Annotated in this window: 13 protein-coding genes, 2 tRNA genes and 1 rRNA gene; 10 read left to right on the top strand and 6 right to left on the bottom strand. The window is 57.8% G+C overall.

Annotated elements, in window-relative coordinates; all coding sequences use genetic code 11:
* Positions 1-42: 42 nt before the first annotated feature.
* From rsmG to rpmH, 6 genes are all read right to left on the bottom strand, one after another.
* Positions 43-684 (bottom strand): 16S rRNA (guanine(527)-N(7))-methyltransferase RsmG, encoded by a 642-nt coding sequence (gene rsmG, locus RWZ58_RS07465; protein WP_399549630.1) that lies wholly within the window; start codon positions 682-684, stop codon positions 43-45.
* A gap of 1 nt (position 685) precedes the next feature.
* Positions 686-1,252 carry a R3H domain-containing nucleic acid-binding protein gene (locus tag RWZ58_RS07460; protein WP_049349950.1) on the bottom strand — a complete coding sequence of 189 codons (567 nt, stop codon included), beginning with the start codon at positions 1,250-1,252 and terminating at the stop codon, positions 686-688.
* 111 nt (positions 1,253-1,363) lie between these two features.
* Positions 1,364-2,353, bottom strand: coding sequence for a membrane protein insertase YidC (yidC, locus tag RWZ58_RS07455; protein ID WP_012904383.1), 990 nt, complete (start codon positions 2,351-2,353; stop codon positions 1,364-1,366).
* Positions 2,354-2,404: 51 nt separating this feature from the next.
* The gene (yidD, locus tag RWZ58_RS07450; protein ID WP_005504090.1) at positions 2,405-2,878 is read right to left on the bottom strand and encodes a membrane protein insertion efficiency factor YidD; all 474 of its coding nucleotides are present in this window, start codon (positions 2,876-2,878) and stop codon (positions 2,405-2,407) included.
* Positions 2,875-3,240 carry a ribonuclease P protein component gene (rnpA, locus tag RWZ58_RS07445; protein ID WP_012904384.1) on the bottom strand — a complete coding sequence of 122 codons (366 nt, stop codon included), beginning with the start codon at positions 3,238-3,240 and terminating at the stop codon, positions 2,875-2,877. The genes yidD and rnpA overlap by 4 nt, the downstream gene beginning before the upstream one ends.
* A gap of 126 nt (positions 3,241-3,366) precedes the next feature.
* Positions 3,367-3,504 (bottom strand): 50S ribosomal protein L34, encoded by a 138-nt coding sequence (rpmH, locus tag RWZ58_RS07440; RefSeq protein WP_049332235.1) that lies wholly within the window; start codon positions 3,502-3,504, stop codon positions 3,367-3,369.
* Positions 3,505-4,074: 570 nt separating this feature from the next.
* Between rpmH and dnaA the strand changes: the two genes are divergently transcribed.
* The 10 genes from dnaA (at position 4,075) to rrf (ending at position 16,105) form a co-directional block, all read left to right on the top strand.
* Entirely contained in the window at positions 4,075-5,775 is a 1,701-nt protein-coding gene (gene dnaA / locus RWZ58_RS07435; protein WP_298700437.1) for a chromosomal replication initiator protein DnaA, read from the top strand.
* 787 nt (positions 5,776-6,562) lie between these two features.
* Positions 6,563-7,687 carry a DNA polymerase III subunit beta gene (gene dnaN, locus RWZ58_RS07430; RefSeq protein ID WP_070832493.1) on the top strand — a complete coding sequence of 375 codons (1,125 nt, stop codon included), beginning with the start codon at positions 6,563-6,565 and terminating at the stop codon, positions 7,685-7,687.
* Positions 7,688-7,811: 124 nt separating this feature from the next.
* A complete protein-coding gene (recF, locus tag RWZ58_RS07425; protein ID WP_314658201.1) occupies positions 7,812-9,041 on the top strand; it encodes a DNA replication/repair protein RecF in 1,230 nt (409 codons plus the stop codon).
* Positions 9,034-9,714, top strand: a complete 681-nt coding sequence (locus RWZ58_RS07420; protein ID WP_314658200.1) for a DciA family protein — start codon at positions 9,034-9,036, stop codon at positions 9,712-9,714. The genes recF and RWZ58_RS07420 overlap by 8 nt, the downstream gene beginning before the upstream one ends.
* A gap of 459 nt (positions 9,715-10,173) precedes the next feature.
* Entirely contained in the window at positions 10,174-12,204 is a 2,031-nt protein-coding gene (gene gyrB, locus RWZ58_RS07415) for a DNA topoisomerase (ATP-hydrolyzing) subunit B (RefSeq protein WP_314658199.1), read from the top strand.
* Positions 12,205-12,282: 78 nt separating this feature from the next.
* Entirely contained in the window at positions 12,283-14,913 is a 2,631-nt protein-coding gene (gene gyrA, locus RWZ58_RS07410; RefSeq protein WP_314658197.1) for a DNA gyrase subunit A, read from the top strand.
* Positions 14,913-15,509, top strand: a complete 597-nt coding sequence (locus RWZ58_RS07405; protein WP_070630113.1) for a DUF3566 domain-containing protein — start codon at positions 14,913-14,915, stop codon at positions 15,507-15,509. Before gyrA ends, RWZ58_RS07405 begins: the two co-directional genes overlap by 1 nt.
* Positions 15,510-15,694: 185 nt before the next feature.
* A tRNA-Ile gene (locus RWZ58_RS07400) sits at positions 15,695-15,768 on the top strand.
* Between the two features lie 144 nt (positions 15,769-15,912).
* Positions 15,913-15,985 (top strand) — tRNA-Ala (locus tag RWZ58_RS07395).
* A gap of 3 nt (positions 15,986-15,988) precedes the next feature.
* A 5S ribosomal RNA gene (gene rrf, locus RWZ58_RS07390) occupies positions 15,989-16,105 on the top strand.
* The last annotated feature ends 451 nt before the right edge of the window (positions 16,106-16,556 follow it).

The following is a 16,556-nucleotide window of genomic DNA, read 5'->3' as shown; positions in this document are numbered from 1 at the left end:
TTCACTAGCTCATTACGGTACCGCCCATTTGAGACGAAACCTTTAGAGACGAACTCGAACCACCGTCGTCGGCTCTTCCAGCAGGTCGCCGCCGGCAGTGAGAATCTCAGTCTCACGCGCACCGTAGCGGTTCAGCTTCTTCTTCGCCTTAGTAATCTCCTCCGCGGCGCTACGACCCTTCAGGGCCAGCAGCTCGCCGGTGCCGCGCAGAATCGGCAGGGTAATGTCCAGAAGACCCACCAGTGCGGACACAGCACGCGCAGTCACCACATCAGCCTCAACAGTGCCCACAGCCTGCTCAGCGCGCGAGCGCAGCACAGTCACGTTCTCCAGGTCCAGATCCTCGACAACCTCATTCAGCCAGATGACGCGGCGTTCCAGAGGCTCAATCAGGGTCAGCTTCAGGTCCGGACGAGCAATCGCCAGGCACAGGCCGGGCAGACCGGCACCAGAGCCAACATCAGCCACCGAAGCGTTCGGAGCAATGTACTCCTGCACCACGGCACAGTTCAGCACGTGGCGAGCCCACAGGCGCGGCACCTCACGCGGACCAATCAGACCGCGCTCAATACCGGTCGTCGCCAGGTGCTGCACGTAGCGCTCCGCCAGAGGCAGACGCTCACCGAACACAGCCTCCGCTGCGGCACGCTCGCTCTCGTTGAGAGCAACCATCGAAGTCTCCATACTAGGCTCCTACCTCGGGAAGAGAAATCACCACGTGACGGCGAGGGCCCTCACCCTCAGATTCGCTGTACAGGCCAGCGGCGGCCACCACATCGTGCACAACCTTACGCTCGTACGGGCTCAACGGCTTCATGTGCTCATCGCGACCGGTAGTGCGCACCTTCTCAATCGCGTCAGCAGCAATCTTCTCCAGCTGCTCACGACGCTCAGCACGGTAGCCAGCAATGTCCAGAATCAGGCGGGAACGGGTGCCGTTACCAGCCAGGACGGAGAGGCGCACCAGCTCCTGCAGAGCCTCCAGAACCTCACCGTGGCGGCCAACCAGGTGGCGCAGTTCCTCATTGTCATCATCGTCATTGACGACCGACAGGTAGATGCGGTTATTGCGCACCTCAATATCAATGTCGCCGTCCATATCGACAATATCGAGGAGTTCTTCGAGGTAGTCAGCGGCGATATCGCCTTCCTCGTCGATGTCCTCAAAATCGTCTTCTTCGCCCTCAAGGGGCTCCTCTACCAGCTGCTCCTCAACGAGCTGCTCGTCCTCATATTCCATAGCTTCAGTCACAATAATCCTCGGGGTGTTCGGAGGGGTGTCCTAGGGGTAAAAAGTATCTCATACACGGCGCCGGGCCCGCGCCACACGTGGCGAGAACCCGGCCCGAATCACGGAAGAAAACTACTTCTTTCCGTTCTGCTTATTGCGCTGCTGCTTCTGGCGCTTCTTACTCACCGGCTGCTGGCGCTGACCGGCTGCGGCACGCTCACGCGCCTCCTGCAGGTCCTTCTCGTGCTGCTCGCGGGTCTTACCCACCGGGGGCAGGCCCTTCGCCGCACGGCGGGCGTTCAGCTCACGCTCCGCCTGGGAACCGGGGGTCGGGTTGTTGCGGATAACCCACCACTGCTGACCCAGCGACCAGAGGTTCGAGACGGTCCAGTAGTACAGCACACCAAGGGGGAAGTTAATACCGGAAACAGCGAAGATGATCGGGAAGATGTACATAATCATCTGCTGCTGACGGAACATCGGAGAGTTCAGAGCAGCCTCCGACATGTTCTTCACGCTCAGCTGCTTCTGGATGTAGAACTGGGTGGCGCTCATCAGAACAATCATGATGACCGCCTGAACAACGGTCGCGGTGGCGTCGCCAGCCCCCGGGTGCATCATGGTCGCGAAGAGCTGAGCACCGAAAATCTGGGAGTCGTTGAACTGATGCACTAGCTCAGCCGGCAGCATGAGCACGCCCTGGTTATTCTGCGCTGCGGTGGGCACGCTCATCAGCACCTGGTACAGACCGAAGAAGATCGGCATCTGCGCCAGAATCGGCAGGCAGGAGGCGAAGGGGTTCGTACCGTGCTTACGGTACATTTCCATCTGCTCCTGAGCCATAGCCTGGCGGGAGAGCTGGTCCTTCTTACCCTTGTACTTCTCCTGCAGCTTCGCCATATCGCCCTGCATCGCGGTCATACCGCGCATAGCCTTAATCTGCTTGACGAACAGCGGAATGGTCAGGGTACGCATCACCAGGGTCAGGAAGATAATGCACAGAACCCAAGTCAGACCGGAAGCCGGGTCCATGCCCAGCGAGGTGAAAAGAGTGTGGAACAGCCACAGGACCACGGAGACGATCCATTTAAACGGCCAAAGAATCAAATCAAAAATATTCACGCGGGAATACTCCTTAAGGACTCGGCTAAGTCATTGTGTGGGAGGCGCCGCCTACTCAGGGCGGGCGTCACCACCGGTGTGAGGGGTGTAAAGATGGGGGTGGTTGAGCAGAATAATTTTCGGTTCTGCTCCGGGAGCGAAAGTACGCTTCCCCTCCGGGACTGGGTCGATACCTCCGGTCGCCCAGGGAACACACCGCAGAATACGGCGCACCGTCAGGGAAAGCCCGCCCATCGCACCGTGGGTGGTCAGCGCCTCCAGAGCGTAGGCTGAGCAGGTCGGGTAGTAGCGGCACACATCCCCGTAGAGGGGGGATACGACCTTGCGGTAGGCCTTCATGCACGCGATCAGTAGGTTCTGCGGTAGAACGTAGAGAGCCTGCAGGAAAGTTTCAGGCCTCACGAATTCGTTAGGTGCTAGTGCCAGCAGCTCGTCGGGGCCCAGAGTCTCGGCAGATGCGCTATAGGTGCCGCTGTGATGCGCGTGGAAGCGTTCTTCACAGCGGTCACGCTGGGAACGACTCACGGCTTCTCCTTGCTCTGATGCAGGTCGAGCTTAGCGAACGCGGTCTCGAGTGCTGATTCGTAGTCGCGGCGCAGCTGATCCCAGCTGGCGCTCGCGGAGGCGGGAAGCGCTCGCACAGCAATGGCGTAGCCTTCCGGATGCGCGGCGCAGGTGAGCGCGGCAAGTTCACGCAACCGGCGCTTGACCAGGTTGCGTGTGACTGCGTTGCCCACCGCCTTCGACACAATGAAACCTACCTGGGTTGTTTTTCCAGGATTTTTCGCCGTAGATACAACGATGTTCCGACGTCCTGTACGGATGCCGGAACGGAAGGCGTGGGAGAATTCTGTGCTGGTGCGCATACGGTGCCGTTGAGGCAGCACGTGTTCCCCTTTACGTAGTGTGGGAGATTCGGCTCATGTGATGAGCTGACCTCCGCGTGTATTTCACGCTTAATGATAGTTCGCCCGCCGATGCGTGTGCATCGGCGGGCGAACTATATGCCGTGATTAGGCCGAGAGCTTTGCGCGGCCCTTACCGCGGCGGTTCGACAGAATCGCGCGGCCTGCACGGGTACGCATACGCAGACGGAAGCCGTGCTTCTTAGCGCGACGGCGGTTGTTCGGCTGGAAAGTACGCTTGCTCATACTTTGTCTCCTTGATTTTTGCGGTTCGTGCCCTCACGGGGTATCGGAACCGTACGCTTCTTGGTGCACGGAGGTACCGCGACTATTCGCAGTAGGCGGTGCACACACAACAGCACAACTTTAGAAGAGTGGAGGGCGTAAATCAAGTTCTTGGGGCGTTTTTCCGCGTGATTCCGGGCTCGTTTGCGCCGTGGAGGTGGTGACTGCGGTGCATTTATGGGCTGTGGAGAAGCCCCTGATGCAGAGGCTACAAACCTGGGGATATTTACAGCGGCACGATATCCACCGCGGTGCACAACAGCCTCTCACCCCCACCCACTGGAGAGTTATCCACAGCCTAGTGTTTCTGAGATGTTCCGCAGAATATCAAGGAAGAAACCCTGCTATGCACTTAAATCCACCGCTTATCCACTTCTGTAATTACAAGTTTTCCACCGTGTGGAAAACTCTTGTGGATAACTTTCTCCACCTGTGCATTAACCGGGTAGAATCTTAATGACCTCGCGGTGGTTTCCGGCATTATTTCTTTACTGCGCCACCGCTTCACATCGAGTGAAAGTAAAGAATTCCATGACCGAGTCTCTTCAGGCGCGCTGGGCGCATCTGCTCTCCATTCTTGCCGCCGATCCGGCGGTGACGGCACGTCAGCGTGGTTTCGTGAATCTTGCGCAGCCTCAGGGACTGATGGGTTCTTCTCGCCTCATCATTGAGGTGCCGAATAAGCTCACCCGTGCGGTCTTTGAGGAGCAGATTAGTGCTTCGTTCCGTGCGGCTCTGCATGAGGCTTTCGGTCCGTCGACCACTGCTCTTTTCGATGTGAACGAGTCCATGGTTCCGGTTGAAACTGCAAGTCAGGACGTTTTCCAGGGTGAGCGTGAGGTACCTGCCGAGCAGGCTCCTGCAGTCGCTCCGACTGTCCCCGCGCATCCCGAGGTACCCACCGGCTCGCGTGCTTTTGAGTATTACACGGAACCGCATCCGGGCCCCGATCACTACGAGGTTCCTGCCGATGAGCAGGTCACCCGCCCCTCCCTGCAGGCTCTGGAGGCGGAACGTGCCGGTTTCCCTTCCGCTCAGCAGTCGGCTCCGGCGGCTCCTGCCGCAGGTGCGCCTCGCGAATATCCGGCGCCCCTGCCCACTTTCGTTCCGGAGGCCCCGGCGGTACCGGAGTCTCAGCAGGTGCATCCGCATGAAGACCCGGAAAATGCGCCGACGTGGGATAGCTCTGCCCGACTGAACCCGAACTACACCTTCGATACCTTCGTGATTGGCCAGTCCAACCGCTTTGCGCACGCGAGCGCTTTCGCGGTGGCTGAGCAGCCCGGCATTGTCTACAACCCGCTTTTCATCTACGGCGGTTCGGGTCTGGGCAAGACTCACCTGCTGCACGCGATTGGCCACTACACCAAGTACCTGTACCCGAATCTGCGCGTGCGCTATGTGAATTCTGAGGAATTCACGAACGATTTCATCAACTCGATTCGTGATGATGAGGGCTCGTCGTTCAAGCAGATTTACCGCAATGTTGACGTTCTGCTGATTGACGATATCCAGTTCTTGGCGGGTAAAGAGGCGACGATGGAGGAGTTCTTCCATACCTTCAACGCCCTGTATAACCACCAGAAGCAGATCGTGATTACCTCTGATTTGCCGCCGAAGCAGCTGACCGGTTTCGCTGAGCGTATGCGTTCGCGTTTCGGTTCGGGCCTGAATGTGGATGTGCAGCCTCCGGAGCTGGAGACCCGTATCGCGATTCTGCGGAAGAAGGCTCAAAACGAGATTCTGCCGGTGCGCGATGACGTCATGGAGTACATTGCTTCCCATGTCACGGCGAATATTCGCGAGTTGGAGGGTGCTCTGATTCGTGCGAGCGCTGCCGCCTCAATGAAGAAGCCGCCGGAGCCCATTACCCTGGCTGAGGCGGAGACCTATCTGAAGGATTTGCTCTCTGATACCGGTGGTGCGGAGATTACATCGGCGCTGGTTTTGGCGACGGTGGCGAAGTATTTTGATGTGTCCATTGAGGATATGCAGTCGAAGTCTCGCACCCGTACGCTCACGAATGCGCGCCAGGTGGCGATGTATCTTCTGCGTGAGCTGACCGAGATGTCTCTGCCGCGTATTGGCAACGATCTGGGCGGCCGCGACCATACGACGGTGATGCATGCGGTGCGTAAGGTGAGCGCGCAGATGGCGGAGCGTCAGACGATTTTCAATCAGGTCACTGAGCTGACGAATTTAATCCGCCAGGAGCAGCGCGCCGCCGGCTAGAGCCTCTAGAGTCCCCGCTTTACAGCGTATTTTGCACCTTGACTAGGTGTTTTACTCGCTGTGAGGCGGGGTGTCTTGGTGAATTCCGCTATTTTTAGCGGTTCGGAAAGCTGGATTTTCGGGGTGTGGATAAGCTGTGCTTTAACTCATGCGTTCGTGTGGACGTTAAGTGCATGAATATTCAAAAGGTGTGGAATTAGGGAAATGTATAAATATCCATACACAATGCATTCTCAGCACTGGGTGGATTCTTCCACTTAATGTCCACAGGCTACTTCCGCGTCATTGCAGGCAAGGAAGGGGTTTTCCACCGTTTCCACAAGCGTTAACAATACTACTGTACTTAAAGAAAAAATCCTCCCCATAACAAATAGTTCTGCTCGACCGGCCGGCCTGGTTCAGGTTTTTCTGTGTGTCCCTACTGAAAATGTAGATTTTCGCGTATTTGGACCGTTGCTGCATGCTGTCTCTTGGGTTGGGTTTGAAAGAGAAACCAACACCGAACCACTACCTAGTTCGAACCTGTTTTCGACTGGATTCACTAAGCCTTCCGGCTATCTTTGTAATTACAAAAATACAGCGCCCTCGCATGCCTCATCTCACCCGTTTTTTCGCTGCGGAACTGACCTTCGAGTCTCTGTGTAATTACAAAATCCGGTAGGATGGATAGACGCGCGCGCGGAAGATTCACTGCGCACCAGAGCACGCGATATCTCCGGCTCTATCGCCCAAAGCTTTACGTGCGCCCACAACCTAACTCTCCAATTCCGTGAAAGGCGCCTTCTCGATGAAATTCACCGTTGAACGCGATGTCCTTGCCGAAGCAGTCGGCTGGACGGCACGCTCACTTCCGCTGCGTCCCACCTCCCCCGTACTCAACGGTCTGCTGATTACCGCCTCCGCAGGTGAGGTCAGCATCGCAAGCTTCGATCACGAGACCAGCGCCCGCCAGGTCATCGCAGCTGACGTTGAAGCAGAAGGCGTTTGCCTGGTTCCCGGCAAGATCCTGGCTGAAATTTGCCGCTCCCTGCCGAATGCACCCGTCGAGTTCACAGCAGATGAGTCCGTGATTCGTATTCACTGCCGTTCCGCTAACTTCCAGCTCGCCGGCATGCCGGTCGTGGATTACCCGGAGCTCCCCGAACTGCCCGAAATTTCCGGTACCGTGGACGGCGCCGAATTTGCTGAGGCCGTCAAGCAGGTTCAGATTGCGGTGTCCAAGGATGAGACTCTGCCTCTGCTGACCGGTATCCGCGTGGAAATCAACGGTGACACCATGACCCTGCTCGCCACCGACCGCTACCGCCTGGCTATGCGCGAGATCAAGTGGAACCCGGTCAACCCCGAGGTTCAGGCGGCTGTGCTGCTGAAGGCTAAGACCGTCTCCGAGGTGGGTAGCACCCTCTCCGGTTCCGGTGAGCTGTCTATTGCTCTGCCCGCAGCCGGCGAACTGATCGGTTTCGCTGCGGGTACCCGCCGCACCACCAGCGTCCTGATGGACGGCGACTACCCCAACATTCGTGCGCTGTTCCCCGAGCAGACCCCGATTCACGCGGTGGTTCGCACCTCCGACTTGGCTGAGGCAGCTCGTCGTATCTCCCTCGTGGCGGAGCGTAACACTCCCCTGCGTCTGAAGTTCACCCAGGGTTCGGTCGCTATTGATGCCGGCCGCGGTGATGAGGCTCAGGCTTCTGAGACCCTGCAGGCGCACCTGTCCGGTGAAGACATCACCGTTGCGTACAACCCCGCATACCTGTCGGATGGTTTGAAGGTGTTCGGTACCGAGTTTGTGCGTTTCTCCTTCACGGATGCGCCGAAGCCCGCCGTGATTTCCGGTCAGGACGAGCCGCTGGCTGAGGACGACCGTAACTACCGTTACCTGCTGATGCCGGTTCGCCTGCCCTCGAACTAGTAGCTAGCCGCCCCGCGCGCCTCCCAAGGTTCTGCCCAAGGAAGCCCGCGGGGCTGTGCTTTCTGCCCGCCCGCACCCATCCCCCAACCGAACCGCACGGAACCGCACGAAAGGAGCTGCACCGGTGTATATCGACCATATTTCGTTGTTGGATTACCGCACCTACGCTCTGCTGAGCCTGCCTCTTTCGGCGGGGGTCACGGTTTTTCTGGGCTCTAATGGTGTGGGTAAAACCAATATTGTTGAGGCGATTGACTATGCGGCGTCTCTGTCTTCGCACCGCGTGAGCCATGACGGGCCGCTGGTGCGGATGGGTGCTTCGCGCGCCTATATTCGCACCCGTACGGTGCGCGGTTCGCAGCAGACGGTGACTGAGTTTGAGATTGCTCCGGGGCAGAGTAACCGCGTGCGCATTAATCGTGCCGCGCCGGTGCGTGCCAAGGAGGCGCTGGGTATTGCCCGCACAGTGCTGTTCTCCCCGGAGGATTTGCAACTGGTGAAGGGCGATCCGGCGGGTCGTCGCCGTTTTGTGGATGAGCTGGCGACCTCTTTGCGTCCGGTGGTTGCCGGGTACCGTAGCGAGTATGAGCGGATTTTGCGTCAGCGCAATTCGCTGCTGAAATCCATGCAGCGTAAGGCTCGGGACGAGAACGCTTTGAGTACCCTGGCGGTTTGGGATGAACAGCTATCGACCCTGGGCGCTCAGCTTCTTTCTGCGCGTTTTCGCCTGCTGCAGCGCTTTTTGCCGCAGCTTCGCCGCGCCTACGCGGGGCTGACGGACGGCTCAAAGGAAGTCGGTTTCAACTATGAGTCGACTGTTTTTTCGAGCATGGGCGAGCGCTCGATTGAGCACGCGGCACTGATGCGCGTTGAAGACCTCAAGGAGGCTTTGATGCGCGGTTTTGCGGAGCGTCGGAGCGATGAGATTGAGCGCGGCGTGACTCTGGTGGGTCCGCATCGTGAGGATATTACTCTGCTGCTGGGCGGCATGCCGGTGAAGCATTTCGCGTCGCACGGCGAGAGCTGGTCTTTTGCTCTGGCGCTGAAGCTGGCGTCCTGGTTTGTGCATGTTGAGGATGATTCCTCGGCGGGTTCTTCGCCGATTCTGATTCTTGATGATGTGTTTGCGGAGCTGGATTCTGCGCGCCGCCACCGCCTGGGTGCGATGGTTGCTGATGCGGAGCAGGTGCTTATTACCTGCGCGGTGCTGAGTGATATTCCGGAGGAGCTAGGTGACTATCGCCTGGTGTCGGTGACGGCGGGTCATGCCGAGTATGCACAGCCTGCCGTTGCTACTGCAGATAGCGAGGGGTCGACTGCATCGGCGCTCGCGGAAGGTGGCGGCGATGAGTAACCCCGCCCACCCTCAAAACCATGTTTCACGTGAAACATTCGACGAGTTTGCGGAGCCGCAAAACCCGCGCGAGGTTGATAGCGTGGGCGAGTTCTACTGCGACGAGGTGGATGCTCCCTCCGCCCTACTGACCCGTATGCGCGTGGCGGCTCAGGAACGTGGCGAAGCGCCTCTCAACGCCTTCTCTGCGAATAAAATCATGCGCGATTTCGGTGCGGTCATGTCCGGTACCGCCTCGAAGAAGAAATCGCGGCGAGCGCAGGGCTGGGATCCCCGTGTTATGGGCGGCTATAGTGGCCCCGGGGAGAGCTCTCGCGACCCTAAACCCCTCGGTGGCATTGTCAGTGCCCTGATTCGTTCTCGTGGCTGGAAAGAGCCCGTGGCTGTCTCCAGCGTGCTGGCTCGCTGGGCTGAGCTGGTCGGTCCGGAAATTGCCGCACACACCCGCCCGATCAGCTTTGAAAACTCCATTGTTGAAGTTCAGTGTGACTCTACCGCCTGGACCACGCAGCTGCGCCTGATGCACGGTCACCTCATCGAGCTTTTTCGCCGGGAACTGGGCGAGGGTGTAGTGGCTCAGGTCCGTGTACTGGGTCCGAATAACGGGCGCTGGAGCCAGCGAGGCTATCGCCGTGCCACCGGCATGCGCGGAGTTCGCGATACCTACGGGTAGGCGCATCCCGGTGAGCGCATCGCGTCACTGCATCGCATTGCCGCCGACAGGAAACAGAGACATTGGGGCACGTTGCATAAAACATGCCCCTTTTCTGCACTTCATGATTTTCTGCACGCTATGAAAGCTTTAGAATCGCCGGCAACCCCCACGAAGTGGTGAACCGTACCCCCCACCTCGAGAGGGGGTTGAAGCACTCTAAACCGCCTTTGCGGGCTTTTGAGCGGGTGGTAGTACCCAAAAAAGCTCAATATGTGACGTATGTAGATGGTTTTATGCTCTCTTGCTCGGTAAAATAAAAGAGACAATGCGTAAAGTGTGCCCACCTATGGGCACCACCGGCAACGCGGGTTGTGCAGGCACTTTCTGGTGCCCTTCGTGAGGTGTTCTAGGCTCCCCTCTGAGCTGCCCGCAGTTCTTCTTCGCCGGTTGCATCATCTACTCAAGGAGTTCTGCCTCGTGGCATCTGAACAGAATGCATCTGAACAGCAGCATGAATACGGTGCATCCGATATTACCGTGCTGGAAGGTCTGGAAGCGGTTCGCAAGCGCCCCGGCATGTACATTGGCTCGACCACTGAACGCGGTCTGCACCACCTGGTCTACGAGGTCGTAGATAACTCGGTCGACGAAGCGCTCGCCGGTTACGCCTCCAAAATTGACGTGACCATTCAGGCTGACGGCGCTGTTCGCGTAGAGGACGACGGCCGCGGCATTCCCGTGGATGAGCACCCCACCGAGCACAAGTCCACCGTTGAGGTTGTTATGACCGTGCTGCACGCTGGTGGTAAGTTCGGCGGTGGCGGTTACTCGGTCTCCGGTGGTCTGCACGGTGTGGGTATTTCCGTGGTGAACGCGCTGTCTACCCGCGTGATTACCGAGGTGCACCGCCAGGGCTACGCGTGGCATATTTCCTTCTCCAACGGTGGCGTGCCGGACGGCCCCCTGCGTCGCGGTGAGCCCTCCGATAAGACCGGTACCATTCAGACTTTCTACCCGGATCCGGAGATTTTCGAGACCGTCGAGTTCGACTTTGAGACTCTGCGCGCCCGCTTCCAGCAGATGGCGTTCCTGAACAAGGGTCTGACCATCACCCTGACTGATGAGCGTGAGAAGTTCACCGGTGACGAGGTGGCCGAAGAGGAGAAGGAAAATATTCTCAACCGCGTGCGTGCGAACGCTGAGGGTTACACGACCGTCACCTACCGTTACGACAACGGCCTGTTCGACTACGTGCACTTCCTCAACGCTGGCGCGAAGACCATTGTGAACGAGGAGATCGTCTCCTTCGAGTCCGAAGATGCCGACCGCAACATGAGCCTGGAAGTGGCAATGCAGTGGACCGGTGCGTACAAGGAGTCCGTCTACTCGTACGCGAACACGATTAACACCCACGAGGGTGGTACCCACGAAGAGGGTTTCCGCGCCGCTCTGACCTCCCTGGTGAACCGTTACGCGCGTGAGAACAAGCTGCTACGCGATAAGGACGATAACCTCACCGGTGAAGACGTGCGTGAGGGCCTGACCGCGGTCATCTCGATTAAGATTTCTGAGCCGCAGTTCGAGGGTCAGACCAAGACCAAGCTGGGTAACTCGGAGGCGAAGTCCTTCACTCAGCGTGAGGTGAACGATCACCTCAGCGACTGGTTCGGTCGTAACCCCGCGGTGGCGAAGGACATCGTTCGCCGTGCAATCACCGCCGCTCAGGCGCGTATTGCAGCTCGTAAGGCACGCGAGACCACCCGCCGTAAGGGCCTGCTGGAGACCAGCTCCATGCCCGGTAAGCTCAAGGACTGCTCCTCGAAGGATCCGTCGATCTCTGAGATTTACCTGGTGGAGGGTGACTCTGCGGGTGGCTCGGCGGTGCAGGGCCGTGACCCGAACACTCAGGCTATTCTGCCGCTGCGCGGTAAGATCCTGAACGTTGAGCGCGCTCGCCTGGACCGTGCCCTGTCCAACGCTGAAATTCAGGCGATGATTACCGCTTTCGGTACCGGCATTGGTGACGACTTCGATATTGAGAAGGCACGCTACCACAAGATTGTTCTGATGGCGGATGCGGACGTCGACGGTCAGCACATTACGACCCTGCTGTTGACTCTGCTCTTCCGCTTTATGCGTCCGCTGATTGAGGCTGGCTACGTGTACCTGGCTCAGCCGCCGCTGTACCGCATCAAGTGGTCGAACGCTCCGCACGACTACGTGTACTCGGATGCTGAGCGTGATGAGGCTCTGGCTCGTGGCGCAGCGAAGAACCTGCGTCTGCCTAAGGACAACGGCATTCAGCGTTACAAGGGTCTAGGCGAGATGGATTACACCGAGCTGTGGGACACCACTATGGATCCGGCTCGTCGTACCCTGCTTCAGGTGAAGATGGAGGATGCGGCAGCGGCTGACCAGATCTTCTCTGTTCTGATGGGTGAGGACGTTGAGGCTCGTCGTGAGTTTATCCAGCAGAACGCAAAGGACATTCGATTCCTCGATATCTAGCCTGAAACGGCATATGCCTCATAGGCAATATGCAGACTGGGGCATATGTTGATCGAGATATGAAGTAATGAGAAAGTTATGAGCGAAGAACACCAGAATGAGACTACCAAAGCTGAGGTTGTCAGCAATGGTGGCGCGGAAAGCGTAGACTACCACGGTCACATTGAACAGGTGGACCTGCAGACTGAGATGCAGCGTTCCTACCTGGACTACGCAATGGCCGTTATTATCGGTCGAGCCCTGCCGGATGTGCGTGACGGTCTGAAGCCCGTGCACCGCCGCGTGATTTACGCGATGTACGACGGTGGCTACCGCCCGGACCGCGCCTTCAACAAGTGCGCCCGTGTGGTCGGCGACGTGATGGGTCAGTTCCACCCCCACGGCGATAGCGCTATCTACGACACTCTGGTGCGTCTGATTCAGAGCTGGATTATGCGTTACCCGCTGGCTCTGGGCCAGGGTAACTTCGGTTCTCCCGGTAACGACGGTGCCGCGGCGCCTCGATACACCGAGACCAAGATGGCGCCCATCGCCCTGGAGATGGTGCGCGACATCAACGAGGACACCGTTGATTTCCAGCCCAACTACGACGGTAAGTCCCTGGAGCCGACCGTTCTGCCCGCGCGCATCCCGAACCTGCTGGTTAACGGTTCTTCGGGTATTGCTGTGGGTATGGCGACCAATATCCCGCCGCACAACCTGCGTGAGGTTGCTGAGGGTGTGGAGTGGTTCCTGAAGAACCCGCACGCGACCAATGAGGAGCTGCTGAACGCTCTGATGGCGCGCATTAAGGGCCCGGACTTCCCGACCGGTGCACAGATTCTGGGCACCAAGGGCATTGAGGATGCGTACCGCACCGGCCGCGGCTCCATCACCATGCGCGCAGTGGTCAACGTGGAGGAAATCCACGGTCGCACCTGCCTGGTGGTGACCGAGCTGCCGTACCAGGCGAACCCGGATAACCTGGCGATTAAGATTGCTGAGCTCATCAAGGACGGTAAGGTCACCGGCATTGCGGATTTGCGCGATGAGACCTCGGGTCGTACCGGTCAGCGCCTGGTGATTGTTCTGAAGCGTGATGCTTCCCCGAAGGTTGTGCTGAACAACCTGTACAAGCACACCCAGCTGCAGGAGAACTTCTCCGCGAACATGCTCGCCATTGTTGATGGCGTGCCGCGCACTCTGTCCCTGGATGCGTTTGTGCGTCACTGGGTGGATCACCAGATGGACGTTATCGTTCGTCGTACCCGTTACCGTCTGCGTCAGGCGGAGGAAGAAGCACACATCCTGCGCGGCCTGCTGAAGGCTCTGGATGCTCTGGATGAGGTTATCGCCCTGATCCGCCGCTCCCCCACCGCTGATGAGGCGCGTAGCGGCCTGATGGAGTTCCTGCAGATTGATGAGGCTCAGGCTCAGGCAATTCTGAACATGCAGCTGCGTCGTCTTGCCGCTCTGGAGCGTCAGAAGATTCAGGATCGCCACGATGAGCTGATGCGCATGATCGCTGAGTACAACGCGATTATTGCTTCGGAGACTCGCCAGCGCGAGATTATCTCTGAGGAGCTGGGCGAGATTGTGAACCGCTACGGCGATGAGCGTCGCACCCAGATTATGTACGGCTACAACGGCGATATGTCGATGGAAGACCTCATCCCTGAGGAGGAGGTCGTGGTAACGATTACTCGCGGCGGCTACATTAAGCGCACCCGCAGTGATCAGTACCGTAGCCAGCACCGCGGCGGTAAGGGCATTAAGGGTGCCTCGCTGCGCGGTGATGACGTGGTGGAGCACTTCTTTGTGACGACCACGCACAGCTGGATTCTGTTCTTCACGAACCTGGGTCGCGTGTACCGCGCGAAGGGTTATGAGCTGCAGGAAGCTGGCCGCGATGCGAAGGGCCAACATATTGCGAACCTGCTGGAGTTCCAGGGTGGTGAGCATATTGCTCAGGTCATGGAGCTGAAGAGCTACGACGATGCTGAGTACCTGGTGCTTGCTACTCGCGGCGGCATGGTGAAGAAGAGCCGCCTGAGCGATTACGATACGAACCGTACTGCCGGCCTGATTGCGATTAACCTGCGTGAGGGTGATGAGGTTGTTTCGGCGTTCACTGTCTCGGCGAAGGACGATATTCTGCTGGTGTCGCGTAACGGTATGTCGTTGCGTTTCCACGCTGATGATGCGTCGTTGCGCCCGATGGGTCGTTCGACCTCGGGTGTGACCGGTATGAAGTTCCGTGAGGGCGACGAGCTGATTTCTGCGAATGTGGTTACTGAGGGCTCTTTCGTCTTCGTGGTCACTGAGGGCGGTTACGCGAAGCGTACGAGCGTGGATGAGTACCGCGTGCAGGGCCGTAACGGTTTCGGCATTAAGGTTGCTAAGCTAGTTGAGGATCGTGGCGCCCTGGTGGGTGGCCTCATTGCGGACGAAGAGGACGAGGTGCTGGTGGTTATGGCCAGCGGCAAGGTCGTTCGTTCGAATGTGAATGAGGTTCCTGCGAAGGGACGCGATACTATGGGTGTTATCTTTGCAAAGCCCGGTAAGGGCGATTCTATTATTGGTGTTGCACGCAACCAGGATCGTCAGCTGGATGATAGCGACGATGAAACCACTGAGAACACCGAGGCTTCGGAGTCTTCTGAGGCGCCCGGTTCGGACAACGAGGGTGAAGCGGCGGCTGCCGATCTCACCGCTACTGGAGGTAACTAATGAGCAGCACTCCCGCGAGCTCCTCTCCTGCGTCGGCACAGCGTTCGGCGTCGGCTGGTGCATCTAAGTCTTCGGGTGCGGCTAAGGCTGGCGCGCGTCGCCCGGCTCAGGCACGTTCGGGTCAGGGTCGTCCTGGCGGTACCGCTAAGCGTCCTGCTGGCAAGCGCCCTGTGAACGCTAAGCGTCCTACTGGTTCGCGCCGTCAGCTGGTGCGTCCTGCGCCTCGTTCGAAGATTCGTCGTGCGCGTCTGGTGGTTCAGAAGGTTGATACCTGGTCGGTGGCGAAGCTGATCTTCCTGCTGTCGATTGCCCTGGGTATTGTGACTGTGGTGGCTTCGGTGATTCTGTGGCTGTTCCTGCAGGCTTCTGGTGCGTTTACCGGTGTGAATCAGCTGATTAGCTCGCTGGGTACCGGTTCGACCACTGTGGATATTTCGCAGATGATTTCGCTGGGTCAGGTTGCTTTGGTGACTACTATTTTTGCTGTGGTCAACACTGTGGTCTTTACTCTGCTGGGTATGATTGGCGCGATTCTGTACAACCTGGCTGCGAAGCTGGTTGGTGGCGTGACCTTGACTCTGAGCGATGAGTCCTAGTTTGTAGCTTTTTTAGCTTTGTGTGCGGGCGGTGCCCCTCTGGATGGAGGTGGTGCCGCCCGTTCTGTATGCCTAGGAACCCCGCAACAGTAAATGTGATGCAGAACATGCTTTTTCGATTTGGTGTTACCCTCAAACACCTGTATAGTTATATCTCGTTCTACGGAAGAAATTCCGCAGAAGGAGGGCGTATAGCTCAGACGGTTAGAGCGCTTCGCTGATAACGAAGAGGTCCCAAGTTCGATTCTTGGTACGCCCACTCCACACTATGAAAGGCAATAATGAAGAAATTATTGATTCTTGTTGTTTTTTCGTGTGTCGCTGCGATGGTCTTGAAAAAGTACCAGAGCAATGAAGTTGTAAAGGCTTGGAAAAATAACTAAACAGTGGTTTCCGCTGAGACGGGGGCGTGGCGCAATTGGTAGCGCATCTGCTTTGCAAGCAGAGGGTTAGGGGTTCGAGTCCCCTCGCCTCCACTTTCCGGTGATTATAGCAAGAGGGAAACGCCTGGCTCCATTCCGAACCCAGAAGCTAAGACTCTTCGCGCCGATGGTACTGCACTTTTGTGGGTGTGGGAGAGTAGGTCGTTGCCGGTTTATTTTTGAAAAGGACCCCGTATCGAAAGATGCGGGGTCTTTTGTTGCATCTGCCGAAATTGTTGTATCCGCTGAGGTGATGCGGAGGAATTGGTGTGAATACTTCGCGAAGCTGATGTGCTGCGTGTGCCGTGGGTTGATGGACTGGATTCGATTCTTTTCATGTCTGGGGTATGCGGTGCTAGGGTGCGTGGCGCTAGGACATGTGGTACTGCGGAAAACCCACACGGTTACCCGGCGTGAGTAGTTTGAAGGGTCAAATGAGGTCTGAATAATAAAGGTGTGTCACAAAAAGAAAGCTGGGAGGTTCCTGAAAGTGAACACTTGGTGAACACACTTTAGCCTCTTGATGGATATAATTGCCCCTCTCCCCCACACTCTCGTATAAGCCACATAAACCAACTTAAGCATTCCGGTGGGTGCACCCTTTTTCCCGCGGAATATCGGGAGT

The sequence above is a fragment of the uncultured Rothia sp. genome (assembly GCF_963544205.1).
Taxonomy (GTDB): domain Bacteria; phylum Actinomycetota; class Actinomycetes; order Actinomycetales; family Micrococcaceae; genus Rothia.
This window is presented reverse-complemented; position numbering and strand designations above follow the sequence as displayed.